Source organism: Dactylosporangium sp. NPDC000244 (genome assembly GCF_040300725.1).
GTDB lineage: Bacteria > Actinomycetota > Actinomycetes > Mycobacteriales > Micromonosporaceae > Dactylosporangium.
Genome location: NZ_JBEPEH010000047.1, coordinates 47,558 through 63,841 on the forward strand (window position 1 = coordinate 47,558; position 16,284 = coordinate 63,841).

A 16,284-nucleotide genomic window follows, 5' to 3' on the forward strand; every position below is an offset into this window, starting at 1 on the left:
GTGCTGGCCCCTCGGCCGCCCGTGCGAGGGGCCGTGGCGTGGGCCGTCGGGCGGGTCACGGCGCACCCGCACGGCGGCCGGCGTCCTCCTGCACCGCGGCCAGGCGGTGCACCGCGGCGCGGGTGGCCGGGTACAGGCCGTCGTAGATCTCGGCCAGCTCGGCGTAGACCGCGTGGTTGGATGGATCGGGGATCACGCGGCGCCCTTCGACCGCCCAGTCGGCGTCGGCCGGGGCCAGCCCGGCGGCGATCGCGGCGAGCTGGGCATCGCCGTAGCTGGCGCCGATCGCCTGGGCCGGGACTATCTGTTCGCGCCCGCTCACGTCGCTGACGATCTGGGTCCACAGTCCGCCCTGCGTGCCCCCGCCGACGGCGACCGTGCGCCCGGCCGGGCCGGCGGTCGCGTCGAGCAGGTCCAGGATCTGCCGGATGCCGTACGCGATGCCCTCGTAGGCGGCCCGGAACAGGTGCCCCGGGCCGTGGTTGAGGGTGAGCCCGGCCACGACGCCCCGGGCGCGCGGGTCGAAGATCGGCGTCCGTTCGCCCGCGAAGTAGGGCAGCAGCACGAGCCCGTCGGAGCCGGGCGGCACGTTGCGGGCCGCCGTCACCAGCTCCTCGAAGGGTGCGCCGCCGGTCAGCCGGCGCACCCAGTCGGTCAGCGTGCCGGAGGTGCTCATGCCGGCAGCGGTGCTCCACGTGCCGGGGTACACCCCGGCGGTGTTCCACATGCCCGGATGCGCGGCCGGCGTGGCGAGCATGTGGACGAAGAACATCGTCGAGCCGTACATCAGCATGCGGTCCCCGGGCCGGCGCACTCCGGCGCTGAGCGCCTCGGCCCAGGCGTCGACGGTGCCGGCGCAGACCGGGGTGCCCGGGGCCAGGCCGGTAGCCGCCGCGGCGGCCGGCAGGACGTGTCCGACGACCTCGCCGGGCCACGCCAGCCGCGGCGCGGGCAGGCCCGGGGCCACCTCGGCGAGCCAGTCGTCCGCCCACTGCGCGCGGTGCATGTCGTAGAGCGGGTCGCACTGGCTGGCGGTGTGGTGGTCCAGCACGTACGCGCCGGTGAGCTTCGCCACCACGTAGGAGTTGGAGCTGAACCAGCGCCGGGCGCGCTGCCAGGCCTCCGGCTCGTGCCGGCGCACCCATGCCAGCTTGGGGCCGACGGCCTGGGTGGTCAGCTCGGTCATCCCGCGGGCGAGGATCGCCTCGGCGCCGAAGTGCTCGGTCAGCTGCTCGATCTCCGCGGTGGCGCGCATGTCGATGCCGTAGAGGATGGCCGGGCGGACCGGGCGCAGCTCGGCGTCGGTGAGCAGCAGGCACGGGCCGACCCCGCTGACGCAGACGGCGGCCACCGGCCGGTCCCCGGCGGCCTCGGTCAGCTCACGGGTGACCGCCACGACGTCGCCCCACCACACCGCTTCGGCGTCCATCTCGGCCCAGCCCGGCCGGGGCATCGACATGCCGTGCGCGCGGGTGGCGGTGGCCAGCACGTCGCCGTCCGGGGTCACGAGCACGCCCTTGGTGCTGGACGTGCCGATGTCCACACCGATCACGAGCATGGCTGATCCTTCCCGGCCGTCCAGGCCACGTCGGCGCCGGGTTCGGCGACCTGGCCGCCGAGGAAGTACCCGGCGAGGTCGCTGAACGGCTCCGGCTGCGGGTTCGGCGGTGGCACGAGCCCGCCCACCTCGGCGATCCACGACAGCAGCCGGGCCCGCAGCGCCGCGGCCACGTCGGGGTGCGACGCGGCGAGATCGCGGTGTTCGCCGGGGTCGGCGGCGATGTCGAACAGCGTGTCGGGGTCGCCCTCGAACTCGTGGACGAGCTTCCACCGGCCCTCGCGGACGGCTGCCGCGGGCCGGCCGCCCTGGTTGCTGTAGTGCGGGTAGTGCCAGTAGACGGGGCCGCGTTCGAACGGCTCGCCGCGCAGCAGCGGCGTGACGTCGGCGCCGTCGACGTGCTGGGCCGGCAGCGGCGGCAGGCCGGCCGCGGTCAGCAAAGTGGGATAGAAGTCGGGGCTGGTGACCGGTGCGGCGATACGCCGGCCCGGCTCGACGACGCCGGGCCAGCGCACGATCAGCGGCTCGCGGACGCCGCCCTCCGAGACCCAGCCCTTGCCCTCCGACAGCGGCAGATTGCTTGTCGGTGAGCCCTCCGCGGTGGACAGGCCGCCGTTGTCGGAGGTGAACACCACGATCGTGTTGTCGGCCTTGCCCGCCGCCTCCAGCGCGTCGAGCAGCCGGCCGATGTTGGTGTCGAGGTTCTCCACCATCGCCGCATATGCGGGATCGGACTGCACGACCCGCCGGCGGACCCGGGCGGCGCGCTGGTGCCAGGCCGGGAACCGCTCCCCGGGCTCGAACGGGTCCAGCGTGTCCAGACCCAGATCCGCGGCCTTGCGCTCGTACTTGGCGATCAGCTCGGCCGGGGCGTGGATCGGCACGTGCACCGCGTAATGCCACAGGTTGAGGAAGAACGGCTCGTCGCCGGCGGTCTCGATGAGCCGGATCGCCTCGTCGGTGAGCCGGTCGGTGAGGTACTCCCCGTCGGGGCCGTCGGGAAGCGTCGGGTTGCCGTACGGGCTGAACCAGTTCCTCGGATGCCCCCACTCGCAACCGCCGATATTGACGTCGAAGCCATGCTGGTCGGGCCACGTCCGCCGCGGCCCCAGGTGCCACTTGCCGACATGCCAGGTCCGGTACCCACCCGCCCGCAGCGCCCGGGCCAGCGACAGCTCGTTGGTGGGCAGGAACTGGTGGTACGGCACGTCGGCGAGCTTGCCCACACCGTGGCCGCCGATGTACTGCGTGACCCCGACCCGCGCCGGGTACCGGCCGGTGAGGATGCTCGCGCGGGTCGGCGAACACACCGGCGCGGCCGCGTACGCGTCGGTGAACAACGCGCCCTGCGCGGCGAGCCGGTCCAGCCGCGGCGTCTCGTAGAACGAGCTGCCGTAACAGCCGAGGTCGGCCCAGCCCATGTCGTCGATGAGGACGAACACGATGTTCGGCTTCACTGCGATGCCACCTCCGCGAGCCAGTCGGTGTCGCGGGTGTCGACTGACCGCGGCTGCAGCTCGACGTCGACGTGCAGCAGGTCGCCCGCGTAGCGGAACGGCCCGGTGTAGTCGTCGGTGACCGCCGACGGGGCGTTGTGCCCGCACTGCAGCGACAGGGTGCCCATCCCGCCGGGCAGCAGCCGGGGCAGTGCTCCGCGGATCACCGCGACGCCGTCGGCGCTGAGCTCGGCGTGCACTCCGGCGGGCCCGTCCTGCACCAGCAGGCCGATCCGGCGCGCGTGGGCCGGCAGCGGGTCCGCCGAGCGCACGACGGTACGGTCCCCGGCCAGGTTCAGCGCGAACACCGGCCGGCCGTCGCGTACGTAGAACGAGAACCCGTGGGCCCGCCGGCCGTAGGCCAGCAGCACCCCGTCGGCCGGCGGCCCGGTCAGGACCGCGTCGATGCGAAACGAGCGCCCGGCGAAGGTGGGTCCCGCCACGCTGTTCATGATCCGGGTGCCCGGCAGCATGCGGTAGTGCAGCCGGTCCGCGGCCGGGTCCATCCCGGCGACCCGGGTACCCATCCGGTCGTCGAGGGGCAGCACGCCGTACCGCTCGGCTTGGCGGTCCCACTCCTCGACCAGCTCACGCAGCAGGCCGGGGTGGCGGGCGGCGAGGTCGTGCGCCTCGGACACGTCGGTGGTCAGGTCGAACAGCTCCCACCGGTCGTCGTCGTAGGCGGTGCCGGGCGTGTGGTCGGCGACGGCCTTCCAGCCGTCGCGGTAGATCCCGCGGAAGCCGGCGGTCTCGAAGTACTGCGTCGTGCGGGTGGACGCGGCCGCCGGGTCGGTGAACGTGTACGCCATCGAGGTGCCGTGCACCGGGATCTGCTCGTGACCACGGTAGCTGGCGGGCATCTCCGCCCCGGCGAGCGCGGTGATCGTCGGCAGGATGTCCACCGCGTGGTGGAACTGCCCGCGCAGCGGCACCCCCGGGTCGATGCCGCGCGGCCAGTGGGCGATGAGCGGCACCCGCACCCCGCCGCCGTAGGTGTGTTTCTTGTAGTAGCGCAGCGGCGTGTTCCCGGCCTGCGCCCAGCCCGACGGATAGTGGTTGTGCGCGGCCGGGCCGCCGAGGTCGTCGATCGCGGCGAGCCCGTCCTCGAGGGAATCGCCGAGGCCGAGGAAGTAGCGGTACTCGTTGGCGGTGCCGTGCCGGCCGCCCTCACCGCTGGCCCCGTTGTCCGACACGACCAGCAGCAGCGTGTCGTCGAGCAGCCCGTGCCGGCCGAGGAAGTCCACCAGCACCCCGATCTGCTCGTCGGTGTGTTCCATGAACCCGGCGAACACCTCCTGCATCCGGGCGTAGAGGCGCCGCTCGTCGCCCGACAGGTCGGCCCAGGCACGCACGTCCGGGTTGCGCGGCGGCAGCTCGGTCTGGGGCGGTACCACGCCCAGCTCGACCTGCCGGGCGAGGACGGCCTCGCGCTCGGCGTCCCAGCCTTGGTCGAACGCCCCCCGGTATCGATCGAGGAACGCCGGCGGCGCCTGGTGCGGCGCGTGGCAGGCACCGAACGCGAGGTACAGGAAGAACGGGTCGTCGGGGCGGCCGGTCACGTGGTCGGCGACGAACCCGGTCGCCTTCGCGACCAGGTCGGCGCTGAGGTGGTAGTCGGGGTCGTCGGGCACGTCGACGCGGTGCTGGTCGGACCACAGCTCCGGCTCGAACTGGTCGTCCTCGCCCCAGAGGAACCCGTAGTAGCGGTCGAACCCGCGCCCGGTCGGCCACTGGTCGAACGGGCCGGCCGCGGTGAGCTGCGTCGGCGGGACCAGGTGCCACTTCCCGGCGGCGTAGGTGCCGTACCCGCTGTCGCGCAGCACCTCTGCGAGGGTGGCCGCCCGCGGCGTCACCTCGGCGCGGTAGCCGGGGAAACCGGTGTCGAACGCCGCCAGGAATCCCATGCCGACCGCGTGGTGGTTGCGGCCGGTGAGCAGGCTCGCCCTCGTCGGCGAGCACAGCGCGGCGACGTGGAAGTTGGTGTAGCGCACGCCGCCGCCGGCCAGGGCGTCCATCCGCGGGGTACGGATGGCCGAGCCGTAGCAGCCGAGCTGCGCGAAACCGACGTCGTCGAGCACGATGAGCACCACGTTGGGCCGCCGTGGCCCGGTGCGCGCCGGGGGCCACCACGGGGTGGCATCGCCGACGGTACGGCCGATCCGGCCGGGGAAGCCGCTCGTGCTCACTGTTCCCTCATCTCGGCGTCGGCGGTCTCGCGCCGCACGGCCGGTGCGGCCCCGGCGGGCAGGCCGGGCAGCACCACCAGTTCGTGCAGCTCACCGGTGAACGGGTTGGGCGGGGTGAACGCGCCGCTGACGGGGGCGCTGGTGACGTGGCCGACGTAGGTGCGGCCCGAGCCGATCGGCACCCGTTTCAGCAGGCGCGACACGCTGCCGCCGCCCACGGCCACGCCGTCGACGGTGAACATGATCCGCGCGGACAGGTCGGCCGCCGCGTCGACGGCCACCTCCAGCCGGTGCCGGCCCGGTGCCACGACGAATGGGGCGGTGACCGTCTCGGTCTGCACCGAGGACTGGGCCACCTCGAAGCGGACCTGCCCGTCCTGCAGGTACCAGCAGTAGCCGCCGTGTCCGCCGCCGACCGCGTAGAGGACCCCGCGCGGCTTCCCGTCGAGTGCCGTCGCGTCGCCGACGGTGACCTCGGCGTACATCCGGAACGACCGGCCCGCCACCCGCGGGGCGACGCCGCGCTCGTAGGGGCCGCCGGGGCCGTGGAAGCGGGCTCGCGCCGGGTCCGACCCCGCCGGGGCCGGCGGATCGGCGGGCCAGCGCTCGGCGCGGGCCCGGTTGTCGACGGGCAGCACGTCGTAGCGGCCGGCCGCGGCCCACCACAGTTCCGTCATGGCTCGCAGCCGGGCCGGTTCACGCTCGGCGAGATCATCACACTCCGACGGGTCGCTGCGGTGGTCGTACAGCTCCCAGCGCAGCTCGTCGAGGGTCGCCGGCGGACGCTGGGGCGGGAAGGCGCCCGCGCCGTCGGGCTGCAGCCGGCACACCGCCATCCAGCCGTCCTGCCAGATCCCGCGGTTGCCCCACATCTCGTAGTGCTGGGTGTGGCGGTGCCCAGGCGCGTCGGCGTCGGCGAAGGAGTACCGCATGCTGACGCCGTGCATCGGCTGCTGGGCGACGCCCCGCACCGTCGCCGGCGGTGCTATCCCGGTGAGGTCCAGCAGGGTCGGGGTGATGTCGATGACGTGGTGGTACTGCCGCCGGATGCCCCCGGCGGGCACACCGCCGCCCGGGTGGCGCACCAGCAGGCCGTTGGTGATCCCGCCGGCGTGCGTGAACTGCTTGTACCACCGGAACGGCGTGTTGCCGGCCTGTGCCCAGCCCCACGGGTAATGGTTGTAGAGGCGAGGCCCGCCGAGCTCGTCGATGTGCGCCAGCCCGTCCTCGGTGCGCTGCGGCCGGTCGTTGAGGTAGAGCCCTTCGTCGACGCTGCCCTCCGGGCCACCCTCGCCGCTGGCGCCGTTGTCGGAGCAGAGCATCACGACCGTGTCGTCGAGATCGCCGGTGGCCTCCAGCGCGTCGAGCAGGCGGCCGATCTGCGCGTCGGTGTAGCTGACGAAGCCGGCGTACACCTCCATCATCCGGCTGGCCAGCCGGCGTTGCTCATCGGTGAGATCGGTCCATGCCGGTACTCCCGGATTGGACGTCCCCAGTCGTGTGCCCGGCGGCATCACACCCAGCTCGATCTGGCGGGCCAGGACCCGGTCCCGTTCGGCGTCCCAGCCGGCGTCGAAGGCGCCGCGGTAGCGCTCGATCCAATCGGCGGGCGCCTGGTGCGGCGCGTGCCCGCAGCCGGTGGCCAGATAGAGCATGAAGGGCCTGTCCGGTGCCACGGCCCGCAGATCGCGGATCTGCCGGATGCTTTCGTCGACCAGGTCGGCGCTGAGGTGGTAGCCCTCCGCGGCGGTGCGCGGCGGGCCGGCCGGCGTGTTGTCCCGCACGAGCTCCGGCGCGTACTGGTCCGTCGAGCCGCCGAGGAAGCCGTAGAACCGGTCGAAGCCGCGGCCCAGCGGCCAGCGCTCGAACGGGCCCTGCGGGCCGGTCTCGTAGGACGGCGTGAGGTGCCACTTGCCGACCGCCCAGGTCGTGTAGCCGTTGCCGCGCAGGATCTCCGCGACCGTCGCGGCGCTGTCCGGCAGCCGCATCGAGTAGCCGGGGTAGCCGGCCAGCCGCTCCGTCACGTGCCCGAACCCGACCGAGTGGCAGTTGCGCCCGGTCAGCAACGACGCCCGCGTGGGTGAGCAGACGGCCGTGGTGTGGAAGTTGACGTAGCGCAGGCCCTCACGCGCCAGGCGGTCGATTGCCGGGGTCTGGATGGTGGAGCCGAAGCAGCCGTACTGCGCGAAGCCGACGTCGTCGAGCAGGATGACCACGACGTTGGGTGAGCCGGCGGCCCGGCTGCCACCGGCCAAGTCCGGCCAGCGCTCCTGCGACTCGGCCGGGGTGCGGCCGATGCGCTGCTGAGTCATGACACCACCTGTTCCCTGGATCCGGGCGATGCGGCCAGCAGCGCCCTGGTGTACTCGTGCTGCGGGTCGGCGAACACCCGCTCGGCCGGTCCCTGCTCGACGATCACCCCGCCCTGCATCACCGCCACGTCCTCGCACAGGTGCCGCACCACGCTCAGGTCGTGGGCGATGACCACATAGGACAGTCCGAGCTCGTCGCGCAGGTCGGCCAGCAGGTTGATGATCTGCGCCTGCACCGACACGTCGAGGGCGGAGACCGGCTCGTCGGCGACGATGAGCCGCGGCTCGACCGCGAGGGCCCGGGCGATGCCGACCCGCTGCCGCTGCCCGCCGGAGAGCTGGTAGGGGTAGCGCTCCAGCAGGCTCTGGGGCAGACCGACCAGCGACATCAGCTCGGCGACCCGGCGTGCCCGGCCGGCCCGCGGCACCAGCTGGTGCACGGTCAGCGGCTCGGTCAGCAGGGTCTCGATCGTCTGCCGCGGGTTGAGGGACTGGTAGGGGTCCTGGAACACCATCTGCACCGTGCGGCGCAGCTCGGCGCGGCGGTCCCGGTCGGTCCACTGCATTCCGTCGATGCTGATCCGCCCGGACAGCAGCGGCACGAGCCCGACGATCGTGCGGGCGAGCGTCGACTTGCCGGAGCCGGACTCGCCGACCAGGCCGAGGGTCCGCCCCGGGTAGGCCTTGAGCGAGACGCCGTCGACGATGATCCGCGGCGGCTTGCGCCGCAGCGGCGACGGCCGCCCGTAGGTGATGCGGGCGTCCGCGACGTCGAGGATCGGTGCGCGCTCGTCGTCGTGCCGGACCTCGCGGACCTGCGCGGTGCTCACCGCCGGCGCGGGCAGCGGCTCGATCGACAGCCAGCACGCGGCGCGGTGCCCGGCGCCGGTGTCCTGCTCGGGCGGCATCTCCTCACGGCACCGGTCGAACGCCAGCGGGCAGCGCGGGTGGAAGGGGCAGCCGCCCGGCCGCCGGGTCACGTCCGGCGGCTGGCCGGGGATGGCCGGCAACCGCCGCAGCACCGGCACGTCGAGACGCGGGGTCGAGCGCATCAGCTCCCGTGTGTACGGGTGGCGGGGGTCGCCGAGCACCGTCTCGGCGGCACCCTGCTCGACGGCGCGGCCGGCGTACATCACCATGATCGAGTCGCAGACGTCCTCGACGACGCCGATGTCGTGGGTGATGAGCAGCAGTGCGGTGCCGAGCTCGGCACGCAGCCGGCCGAGCAGTTCGAGGATGCCGGCCTGCACGGTGACGTCGAGCGCGGTGGTGGGCTCGTCGGCGATGAGCAGGGTCGGGTTGTTGGCGACCGCCATCGCGATGACGACCCGCTGGCGCATGCCACCGGAGAACTGGTGCGGATAGTCCTCGGCGCGCTTGCCCGGGTCGCGCACGCCGACCAGGTCGAGCAACTCCACGGCGCGGGCGGCGGCGGCCTTGCGGCCCATGCCGTGCAGGCGCAGCACCTCGCGGATCTGCGCGCCGACGGTGAGCAGCGGGTTGAGATAGGCCATCGGGTCCTGGAACACCATGCCGATCCGGTCGCCGCGCAGGGCGGTGATCTCCCGCTCGGGCATGGTGAGCAGGTCCTGGCCGAGGTAGCGCACGGCGCCGCTGTCGACGGTGACGGCGGCCGGCAGCATGCGCATGACCGACAGCGCCGTCAGCGACTTGCCGGAGCCGGATTCACCGACGACGCCCAGGATCTGGCCGGGATTGACCTGGAAGCTCACGTCCTTGACAACCGGGACGGCACCGCCGGGCGTACGCAGGCGCAGCGACAGGCCGGACACCTCGAGGACCGGTTGAACCGGGCGGGCCGGTGTCGGCGGGTGGTCGGCTCGGGTCATTTGCGCAGCACCGCCTGGTTCAGAGCGTTGGACAGCAGGGTGTAGCCGACGACCAGCAGCACGACGACCACGACCGGGGCGAGGGCGTAGGCCGGGTGCTCGAGCAGGTATCCGCTGCCCGACTTGATCATTGAGCCGAGGGAGGCATCGGGTGACTGGATGCCCAGGCCGACGACGCTCAGGCCGCCCTCCACCATGATCGCGTGGGACATCTCCACCGCGAAGCGCACGATGATGACGTCGATGATGTTGGGCAGGATGTGCCGCAGCATCACCCGGCGGCGCGGGTAGCCGAGCACCTCGGCGGCGGCGACGTAGTCCAGCGGCAGCTGGCCCAGCAGCGAGCTGCGGGCCTGGCGGCCGAAGACCGGCATGACGACCAGAACGATCGCGATGACGACCGCGGCGGTGCCGGGGGCGACGGCGATGGTGACCGCGACGCCGAGGATGACGGCCGGCACGCCCAGCAGCACGTCGAACACCCGCTGGAAGAACGCGCCCAGCCAGCCGTTGACCACGCTGAGCAGGCCGAGCAGCGTGCCCGCCACCGCCGCGACGGGCACCGCGATGAGCGTGATCAGCAGGTCGAGCCGGGTGCCGGCGACGACGCGGGCGAGCAGGTCACGGCCGACCTCGTCGGTGCCGAGCGGGTGCCCGCCGCCCGGGGACAGCAGGCTGTTCGGTCCCTGCTGGTACGGCCCGTACGGCAGCAACAACGGCATGATCAGGCTGGCCAGCACGATGAGCAGCACCAGGCACATCCCGACGATCCCGCCGGGAGTGCGCAGCGCGGCGAGGTAGCGGCTGCGCCGGACCCTTCCGCCGGCCGGACCCGGGTCTTGCGCGGCGAGGGCATCCGATGTCGGGCCTGGCGTGTCCGTCGGCGTGTCGAGCTGCCCTTGCGGCTCCGGGGATGGGCTCATGCCTTGCCTCCCAACCGGACGCGCGGGTCCATCCGGGCGATGAGCAGCTCCGACAGGAGCTGGATGACGATGGCCGCGGCGATCGCGAGCAGCAGCAGCACCTGGGCGAGGCGGTAGTCGCGTGTCTGTACCGCCTGCACGAGCAGGCTGCCCAGCCCGGCCCGGGCGAAGATCGCCTCGGCGACGACCGCGCCGCCCAGCAGGTGCCCGATGCGGATCGCCAGCTCCAGGACCGCCGGGCCGAGGCTGTTGGGCAGCACGTGCCGCCAGGTGATCCGGCGGCGGCCGGCGCCCTTGGCCAGGGCCGTCAGCACGTACTCCTGATCGAGGTTGCGCCGGATCTCCGTGGCGAGCAGCCGCGCGACGACCGGGATCGCCGGCAGCGCCATCGCGACGGCGGGAAGGATCAACCGGCGGATCGAGCTGGCCGGCGTATCCAGCAGCGACGCGTCGCCGCCGCTGGGTAGCACCCGCCACAGCACCGCGAAGAAGAAGATGAGCACCACCCCGCTGACGAACGGTGGCAGCGCCAGCGACAGCGTCGACAGCTGGTCGATCACCCACCGCAGGACCCGTGACCGGGTGGTGGCCAGCACCACCCCGGTCAACAGGCCGAACACCGTCATCACGAGCGTCGCGGCCACCGTCAGCTGCAGCGTGCCGGGCAGCCGCTGGGCGATCAGGCTGCTGATCGGCTGCCCCAGCGTGTACGAGGTGCCGAGGTGGCCGGTGCACAGCTGGCGCACCCAGTCGAAGTACTGAGCCGTCAGCGACCGGTCCAGTCCCAGGTCGGATCGGATCCGATCTACCGTGGCCTGGTCCGCGTCGGCGCCGGCGATGATGACGGCCGGGTCGCCGGGTGCCAGGTGCAGCAGGCTGAACACCACGACGGACACGACCACCAGCACCGCGAACGCGCCGAACAGCCGGGTGATGACGTACCGGGTCATGCCGACAACTTCGCCTGGGTGAGGTCGATCGCCAGGGTCAGGTCGGCGCTCACGCCGGTGAGGCCCTTGACGCCGACCATCGGCGTCTTGGCCTGGGCGATGCTGTTGTGGAACGCCTGCTGCAGCAGGTAGTCGGTCAGCTTCGTGCTGGTGCCGGCCCGCTGCTCGTCGGTCTGCGCCGAGGTCACGGCCTCCACCAGCGTGGCGTACTCGGGGGCGGCGAAGTTCGAGGTGTTCTTGCCGACCGTCAGCGGGTTGGCGGTCAGCAGCGAGGTGAGCTGGCCCATAGAGGTCAGCGCGACGTCGGTGATCCACAGGCCGGGGAAGTCGCCGGCCTGCACGTGCTGCGGGAACTGGGCGGCGTCGTAGCTGACCGGTTTGACCTTGAAGCCGATCTGGTCGAGCCCGTACTGCACGATGTCCTGGATCGACTTGTAGGTCGGCTCCGCGGCCAGCGCCGAGATCGACACCTCGGTGCCGACCGCCCCCGCCTCCTGCAACAGTGCCTTGGCCTTGGCCACGTCGTAGCCGTAGCTGGCGATCTGCTGCTTGGTGATGCCGGGCGTGCTCTCGTCCCACGGCACGGAACTCGGCGTCGCGAAGCCCTTGTAGACCTGATCGGCGATGCGGGCACGGTCCAGTGAGTAGGCGACCGCCTGCCGGACCCTGATGTCGTCGAACGGCTTGACCTTCACGTTCACGCCGACGTACATCTCGTAGCCCACGGTGCTGCTCACCGTGAACCGGTTGTCGCTCTTGAGCGAGTCGGCGTCGCGGGCGATCATCCGCAGCGCGAGGTCGAGGCTGCCCGAGCGCATCGCGGCCAGCATCGCCTGCGCGTCCGGGATGATGCTGAACGCCAGCGTCTCGAAGTTGGCCTTGCCGCGCCAGCAATTGTCGTAGCGGACCAGATCGAATTTGCTGCCCGGCGTCCACGACTGCCACTTGAACGGCCCGGTGCCGACGACCTGCTTGCCGTCCTTGAGCTGAGCGAAGGTCTCGCTGTCGATGATCGGCAACATGGCCAGTGCGTCGAGGTAGCCGGTGAAGGGCTTGTCGAAGGTCACGGTGACCTCGTGCGGGCCGGTCTTGTTGACGCCGGAGGCCCGCTTGAGCAGCTGCGCGGCCTGCACGCCCGAGCCCTCGGCGGTCGCCTGTTTGATCGAGGCGACCACGTCGTCGGCGCCGAACGCCCGCCCGGTGTGGAAGGTGACGTCTTCGCGCAGCTTCAGCACCAGCGAGGTGTTCTGCGCGTTCCACTCCCACTTCGTCGCCAGCGCGGCGCGGTAGGAACCGTCGGGGTTCTTGTCGACGAGGTAGTCGAAAATGGTCCGGCGCAGCGGCTGATTGTGCGCCTGGAACCGCTGGATGCTGCCGAGCAGCACGTCGCTCGGCGTGCCGATGCGCAAGGTGGTCGCGCCGGTACTGCCGCTGGGGGTAGGGGAATCGCTGCAGGCGGCCAGCAGGCCGGTAGCGGCGGCGAAGGCGCCGCCGAGCAGGGTGCGGCGGGAGATCGGCGCGATAAGGGGACGGTCCATGGAAGCTCCTGGTGAGGGAGAGCGCTCAGGCGGGAAGGAGGGACACCTTGATCGAGGCAGAGCCGTCGGCCACCAGGTCGAGGCCCTCTTGGAAGCGGTCGAGGGGAAGCTGGTGGGTGCAGATGCGCTCCAGCGGCAGGCGGCCCGACTCGATCATGCGGATCGCCGCCGGCCAGCAGTGCGGCCCGAGGTGCGCGCCGAGCACGTTGAGCTCCTTGTCGTCGCTGATGATGCTCCAGTCGACGGTCACGTCGGAGCCGAAGACGCTGTACTCGACGTAGGTGCCGAGCTTGCGCAGCAGGTTGAGGCCCTGCAGCACCGCCGACGGGTGCCCTGTGCCCTCGAGGTAGACGTCGGCGCCGTAGCCGTCGGTGAGCTCGCGGACCGTGCCGAGGACGTCGTCGCGGCTGATGTTGAGCGTGAGGTCGGCGCCACACGCCCGGGCCAGCGCCAGCTTGTCGTCGGCCATGTCCAGCGCGATGACCTTGGCCGGGTTCTTCGCCGCGGCGCCGGCGACCATGCCCAGCCCGATCGGCCCGCACCCGGCGACCACGACGACGTCGTCGAAGGTGATGCCGGCGCGCTCGACCGCGTGCAGGGCGCAGGACAGCGGTTCGGCGAACGCGGCATGCGCGGGCGGGACGCTCGCGGAGATCGGGTGCACCAGCGAGCGGGCCGGCAGGAGAACGTATTCGGCCATCGCGCCCATCGCGGCCCGTTTGAAGCCGAAGATGTCATGCACGGCGCACATCCAGTACTGACCGCGCTCGCAGTAGCGGCATTCCCCACACGGCAGGATCTGCTCGGCGACGACCCGGTCGCCGACGTCGACGCCCCAGCGGGCGCGGGCCTCGTCGTCCAGCGCGACGATGTCGCCGACGAACTCGTGGCCGGGGACCACGTCGGTCTCGGCCCAGGCCGGGCGGCTTTCGTCGCCCCAGAACTTCGCTGCGCCGTGGTAGCACTTGAGGTCGCTGGCGCAGATGCCGACCGCGGCGACGCGCAGCAGTGCTTCACCCGGGCCGGGCCGGGGCACGGGAAGGTCGGTGAGCCTGTAGTCCTCGGGGCCGTACGAGACGACGGCCCGCATCCGCTGGGGGATGTCGGCGCGCTCGCTCTGCTGCATGGGTGCTCCCTTTGTCAGGGGACGGGGAATCGGGCTGGGTGCATGGCTGCGCCGGGGGGTGCGGCGGAGCAGCCCTGGTTGGTGTGGGCCGCGTCCGGCGGGGGCCGTGGGTCGACCAGGGTGGCGGTCGCGGTGCCCCCGGCGGCTGACTAGTAGATCGATCTACTCGCACTACAACAGTGTTTCCAGCACGTGTCAAGAACTTTGTGACAACGTGGTGGGAGCCCGTCCCCGGTGAATACGGTCGACTAGGTCGGGAAGTCGGGCGATGCGGATCGATCTACGGATGCCGCGACGGCCCAGGCCGGACGCCTCGGGCGCCGGCGCGCCTCACACGCATCAGGATCTTGCTCGATGCCCGCAGTTCACGAAGAGTGCAACTGCCTTGCTACGGCACTCCTTGACACGCCAGCGAAACGTTGTTTAGTAGTGACTAGATCGATCCACTTGATCGACGCCGCCATCGATGGCGTGCCGCACACCCGGGGCCGGAACCAACCGCATCCGGTCCTCGTCTGCGCGGCGACCGCAGCGCGCTCGCCGGCCGGACGGCCGGGACCGGGCGGTGCCCGCGGCCGGACCGCACCCACACCGACCACCGCCGGTCATCGCGGCGAGTCGCCGCACCCGAGCCGGCAACCCACCTCACCGCAAGGCCTCGACCTGCCCGCCGACGGCGCGAACGAGCAACCGCACGAACGAGCAACGGCATGAACGAGAAGGGACCAGCATGACCGACAGCGACAACACCGCGGCCGAGACGCACCCGAGCGGGTTGACACGGCGGACACTCCTCGCCGCCAGCGCCACGACGGCTCTGGGCATCGCGGTCGCCACACCCGCCCAGGCGTCCCACCGGCCCGCGCCGAAACTGCCCGAGGGGGCGTTCGCGCTCGGCGTCGCGTCAGGTGATCCGTTGCCCGAGGCAGTCGTGATCTGGACTCGCCTGGCACCCGAGCCGCTGCGGCTTGACGGCACCGGCGGCATGCCGCCCGAAGCGTTCCCGGTGGAGTGGGAAGTCGCGGAGGACGAGCGGTTCCGCAAGATCGTGCACCGCGGGACGCAACTGGCGAGGGCTGAGGACGCGCACACGGTGCACGTGGACGTGCGTGGCCTGCGCGCCGAACGAGAGTACTTCTACCGGTTCCGCGCCGGCGGTCAGATCAGCCCCGTCGGGCGCACCCGCACCGCGCCGGTCCCGGGCTCCCGGTCGGCGCGGGTGAGGTTCGCCGTGGCCTGTTGCCAGCGCTTCACGGACGGCTACTACACGGCCTACCAGGACATGCTGCGCTACGAGCCGGACCTGGTGTTCCATCTCGGCGACTACTTCTACGAGAAGGACAACGGACCCGGGCCGGTCGGACGTCAGCACCTGCCCATCGGCGAGTGCATGGCGCTGCCCGACTATCGCGTGCGTATCGCCCAGGTCCGCATGGACCCGGACATGCGGGCCATCCACGCGAGCGCACCGTTCGTGGTCACGTTCGACGACCACGAGGTCTCAGGCAACTACGCCGGCGACATCCCGGAGACCGGGCAGGGCGCCGACGCGACGGTCGAGGAGTTCCGCCTGCGCAAGGCCGCCGCATACAAGTCCTACTGGGAACACATGCCCCTGCGATCGGCGCAGCGGCCGAACGGGGCGGACATCCAGTTGTACCGCCGGCTGTCCTGGGGGAAGCTGGCCACCTTCAACGTCCTGGACACCCGCCAGTACCGAAGCGACCAGGTCACCGACGCCGGTTCGCCCGAGGCATACGACCCCAGCCGCACAATCCTCGGCTCGCGGCAGGAACGCTGGTTGCTGCAGGATCTGCAGCACTCCAACACCTCCTGGAACGTTCTGGCGCAGCAGGTGCCGTTCTTCGCCGACCCGGACATCGCCCACCCGGAGGACAAGTGGGACGGCTACCGCGCCGCCCGCGAGAACATCCTGCGGGGCATGGCCTCGAACCCGAAGTGCCACCCGGTGGTGCTTTCCGGCGACATCCACAAGAACAGGGCGGCCGATCTCAAGCGGGACTTCTCCAACCCGGCGTCCGAGACCCTCGGGGTCGAGTTCACGACCACGTCGATCACGTCGTCCGGAACGATCGGTGTGGACGAGACGGTGACCGCCAAGTTCGACCCCGTGCCCGCAACGCCTCACCTGCGGTTCGAAGGCAACGGCCGCGGATACGTCACGGTCGAGCTGACGCCGAACCAACTGCGCGCCGACTTCCGGGCCGTGAACACGATCCTGTCCACCTCGTCGCCCGCATCGACGGTGGCTTCATATCTCAGCGACCCGGATCGGCCTGGCCTGCGGCGGGCCTGACCCGTCGGACGCGGACGACGACTCGGAC

General features: G+C 71.9%; 10 protein-coding genes. 1 reads left to right on the forward strand and 9 read right to left on the reverse strand.

What is annotated here, in order from left to right; all coding sequences use genetic code 11:
• Positions 1 to 55: 55 nt before the first annotated feature.
• From ABT369_RS47515 to ABT369_RS47555, 9 genes are read right to left on the reverse strand one after another with little or no spacing between them, the layout of a single operon-like run.
• Entirely contained in the window at positions 56 to 1,558 is a 1,503-nt protein-coding gene (locus ABT369_RS47515; RefSeq protein WP_350623434.1) for an FGGY-family carbohydrate kinase, read from the reverse strand.
• Positions 1,549 to 3,015 (reverse strand): sulfatase, encoded by a 1,467-nt coding sequence (locus ABT369_RS47520; protein WP_350623436.1) that lies wholly within the window; start codon positions 3,013 to 3,015, stop codon positions 1,549 to 1,551. Before ABT369_RS47520 ends, ABT369_RS47515 begins: the two co-directional genes overlap by 10 nt.
• Positions 3,012 to 5,240, reverse strand: a complete 2,229-nt coding sequence (locus tag ABT369_RS47525; protein WP_350623438.1) for an arylsulfatase — start codon at positions 5,238 to 5,240, stop codon at positions 3,012 to 3,014. The genes ABT369_RS47520 and ABT369_RS47525 overlap by 4 nt, the downstream gene beginning before the upstream one ends.
• Positions 5,237 to 7,552 (reverse strand): sulfatase-like hydrolase/transferase, encoded by a 2,316-nt coding sequence (locus ABT369_RS47530; protein ID WP_350623440.1) that lies wholly within the window; start codon positions 7,550 to 7,552, stop codon positions 5,237 to 5,239. Before ABT369_RS47530 ends, ABT369_RS47525 begins: the two co-directional genes overlap by 4 nt.
• Entirely contained in the window at positions 7,549 to 9,402 is a 1,854-nt protein-coding gene (locus tag ABT369_RS47535) for a dipeptide ABC transporter ATP-binding protein (protein ID WP_350623442.1), read from the reverse strand. The genes ABT369_RS47530 and ABT369_RS47535 overlap by 4 nt, the downstream gene beginning before the upstream one ends.
• Positions 9,399 to 10,325, reverse strand: a complete 927-nt coding sequence (locus tag ABT369_RS47540; protein WP_350623444.1) for an ABC transporter permease — start codon at positions 10,323 to 10,325, stop codon at positions 9,399 to 9,401. Before ABT369_RS47540 ends, ABT369_RS47535 begins: the two co-directional genes overlap by 4 nt.
• Positions 10,322 to 11,275 carry an ABC transporter permease gene (locus ABT369_RS47545; RefSeq protein ID WP_350623447.1) on the reverse strand — a complete coding sequence of 318 codons (954 nt, stop codon included), beginning with the start codon at positions 11,273 to 11,275 and terminating at the stop codon, positions 10,322 to 10,324. The genes ABT369_RS47540 and ABT369_RS47545 overlap by 4 nt, the downstream gene beginning before the upstream one ends.
• The gene (locus tag ABT369_RS47550) at positions 11,272 to 12,813 is read right to left on the reverse strand and encodes an ABC transporter substrate-binding protein (RefSeq protein WP_350623449.1); all 1,542 of its coding nucleotides are present in this window, start codon (positions 12,811 to 12,813) and stop codon (positions 11,272 to 11,274) included. The genes ABT369_RS47545 and ABT369_RS47550 overlap by 4 nt, the downstream gene beginning before the upstream one ends.
• Positions 12,814 to 12,838: 25 nt before the next feature.
• Positions 12,839 to 13,939: an alcohol dehydrogenase catalytic domain-containing protein gene (locus ABT369_RS47555; RefSeq protein ID WP_350623451.1), complete on the reverse strand. Its 1,101-nt coding sequence runs from the start codon at positions 13,937 to 13,939 to the stop codon at positions 12,839 to 12,841.
• A 730-nt stretch (positions 13,940 to 14,669) separates the two neighbouring features.
• Between ABT369_RS47555 and ABT369_RS47560 the strand changes: the two genes are divergently transcribed.
• Positions 14,670 to 16,256 carry an alkaline phosphatase D family protein gene (locus ABT369_RS47560; RefSeq protein WP_350623453.1) on the forward strand — a complete coding sequence of 529 codons (1,587 nt, stop codon included), beginning with the start codon at positions 14,670 to 14,672 and terminating at the stop codon, positions 16,254 to 16,256.
• Positions 16,257 to 16,284: the final 28 nt, after the last annotated feature.

Bases quoted from the DNA above. Each gene is read 5' to 3' on its own strand.
- ABT369_RS47515 (WP_350623434.1), bottom strand. From the start codon at position 1,558: ATGCTCGTGATCGGTGTGGACATCGGCACGTCCAGCACCAAGGGCGTG.
- ABT369_RS47530 (WP_350623440.1), bottom strand. From the start codon at position 7,552: ATGACTCAGCAGCGCATCGGCCGCACCCCGGCCGAGTCGCAGGAGCGC.
- ABT369_RS47535 (WP_350623442.1), bottom strand. From the start codon at position 9,402: ATGACCCGAGCCGACCACCCGCCGACACCGGCCCGCCCGGTTCAACCG.
- ABT369_RS47540 (WP_350623444.1), bottom strand. From the start codon at position 10,325: ATGAGCCCATCCCCGGAGCCGCAAGGGCAGCTCGACACGCCGACGGAC.
- ABT369_RS47545 (WP_350623447.1), bottom strand. From the start codon at position 11,275: ATGACCCGGTACGTCATCACCCGGCTGTTCGGCGCGTTCGCGGTGCTG.
- ABT369_RS47550 (WP_350623449.1), bottom strand. From the start codon at position 12,813: ATGGACCGTCCCCTTATCGCGCCGATCTCCCGCCGCACCCTGCTCGGC.
- ABT369_RS47555 (WP_350623451.1), bottom strand. From the start codon at position 13,939: ATGCAGCAGAGCGAGCGCGCCGACATCCCCCAGCGGATGCGGGCCGTC.
- ABT369_RS47560 (WP_350623453.1), top strand. From the start codon at position 14,670: ATGACCGACAGCGACAACACCGCGGCCGAGACGCACCCGAGCGGGTTG.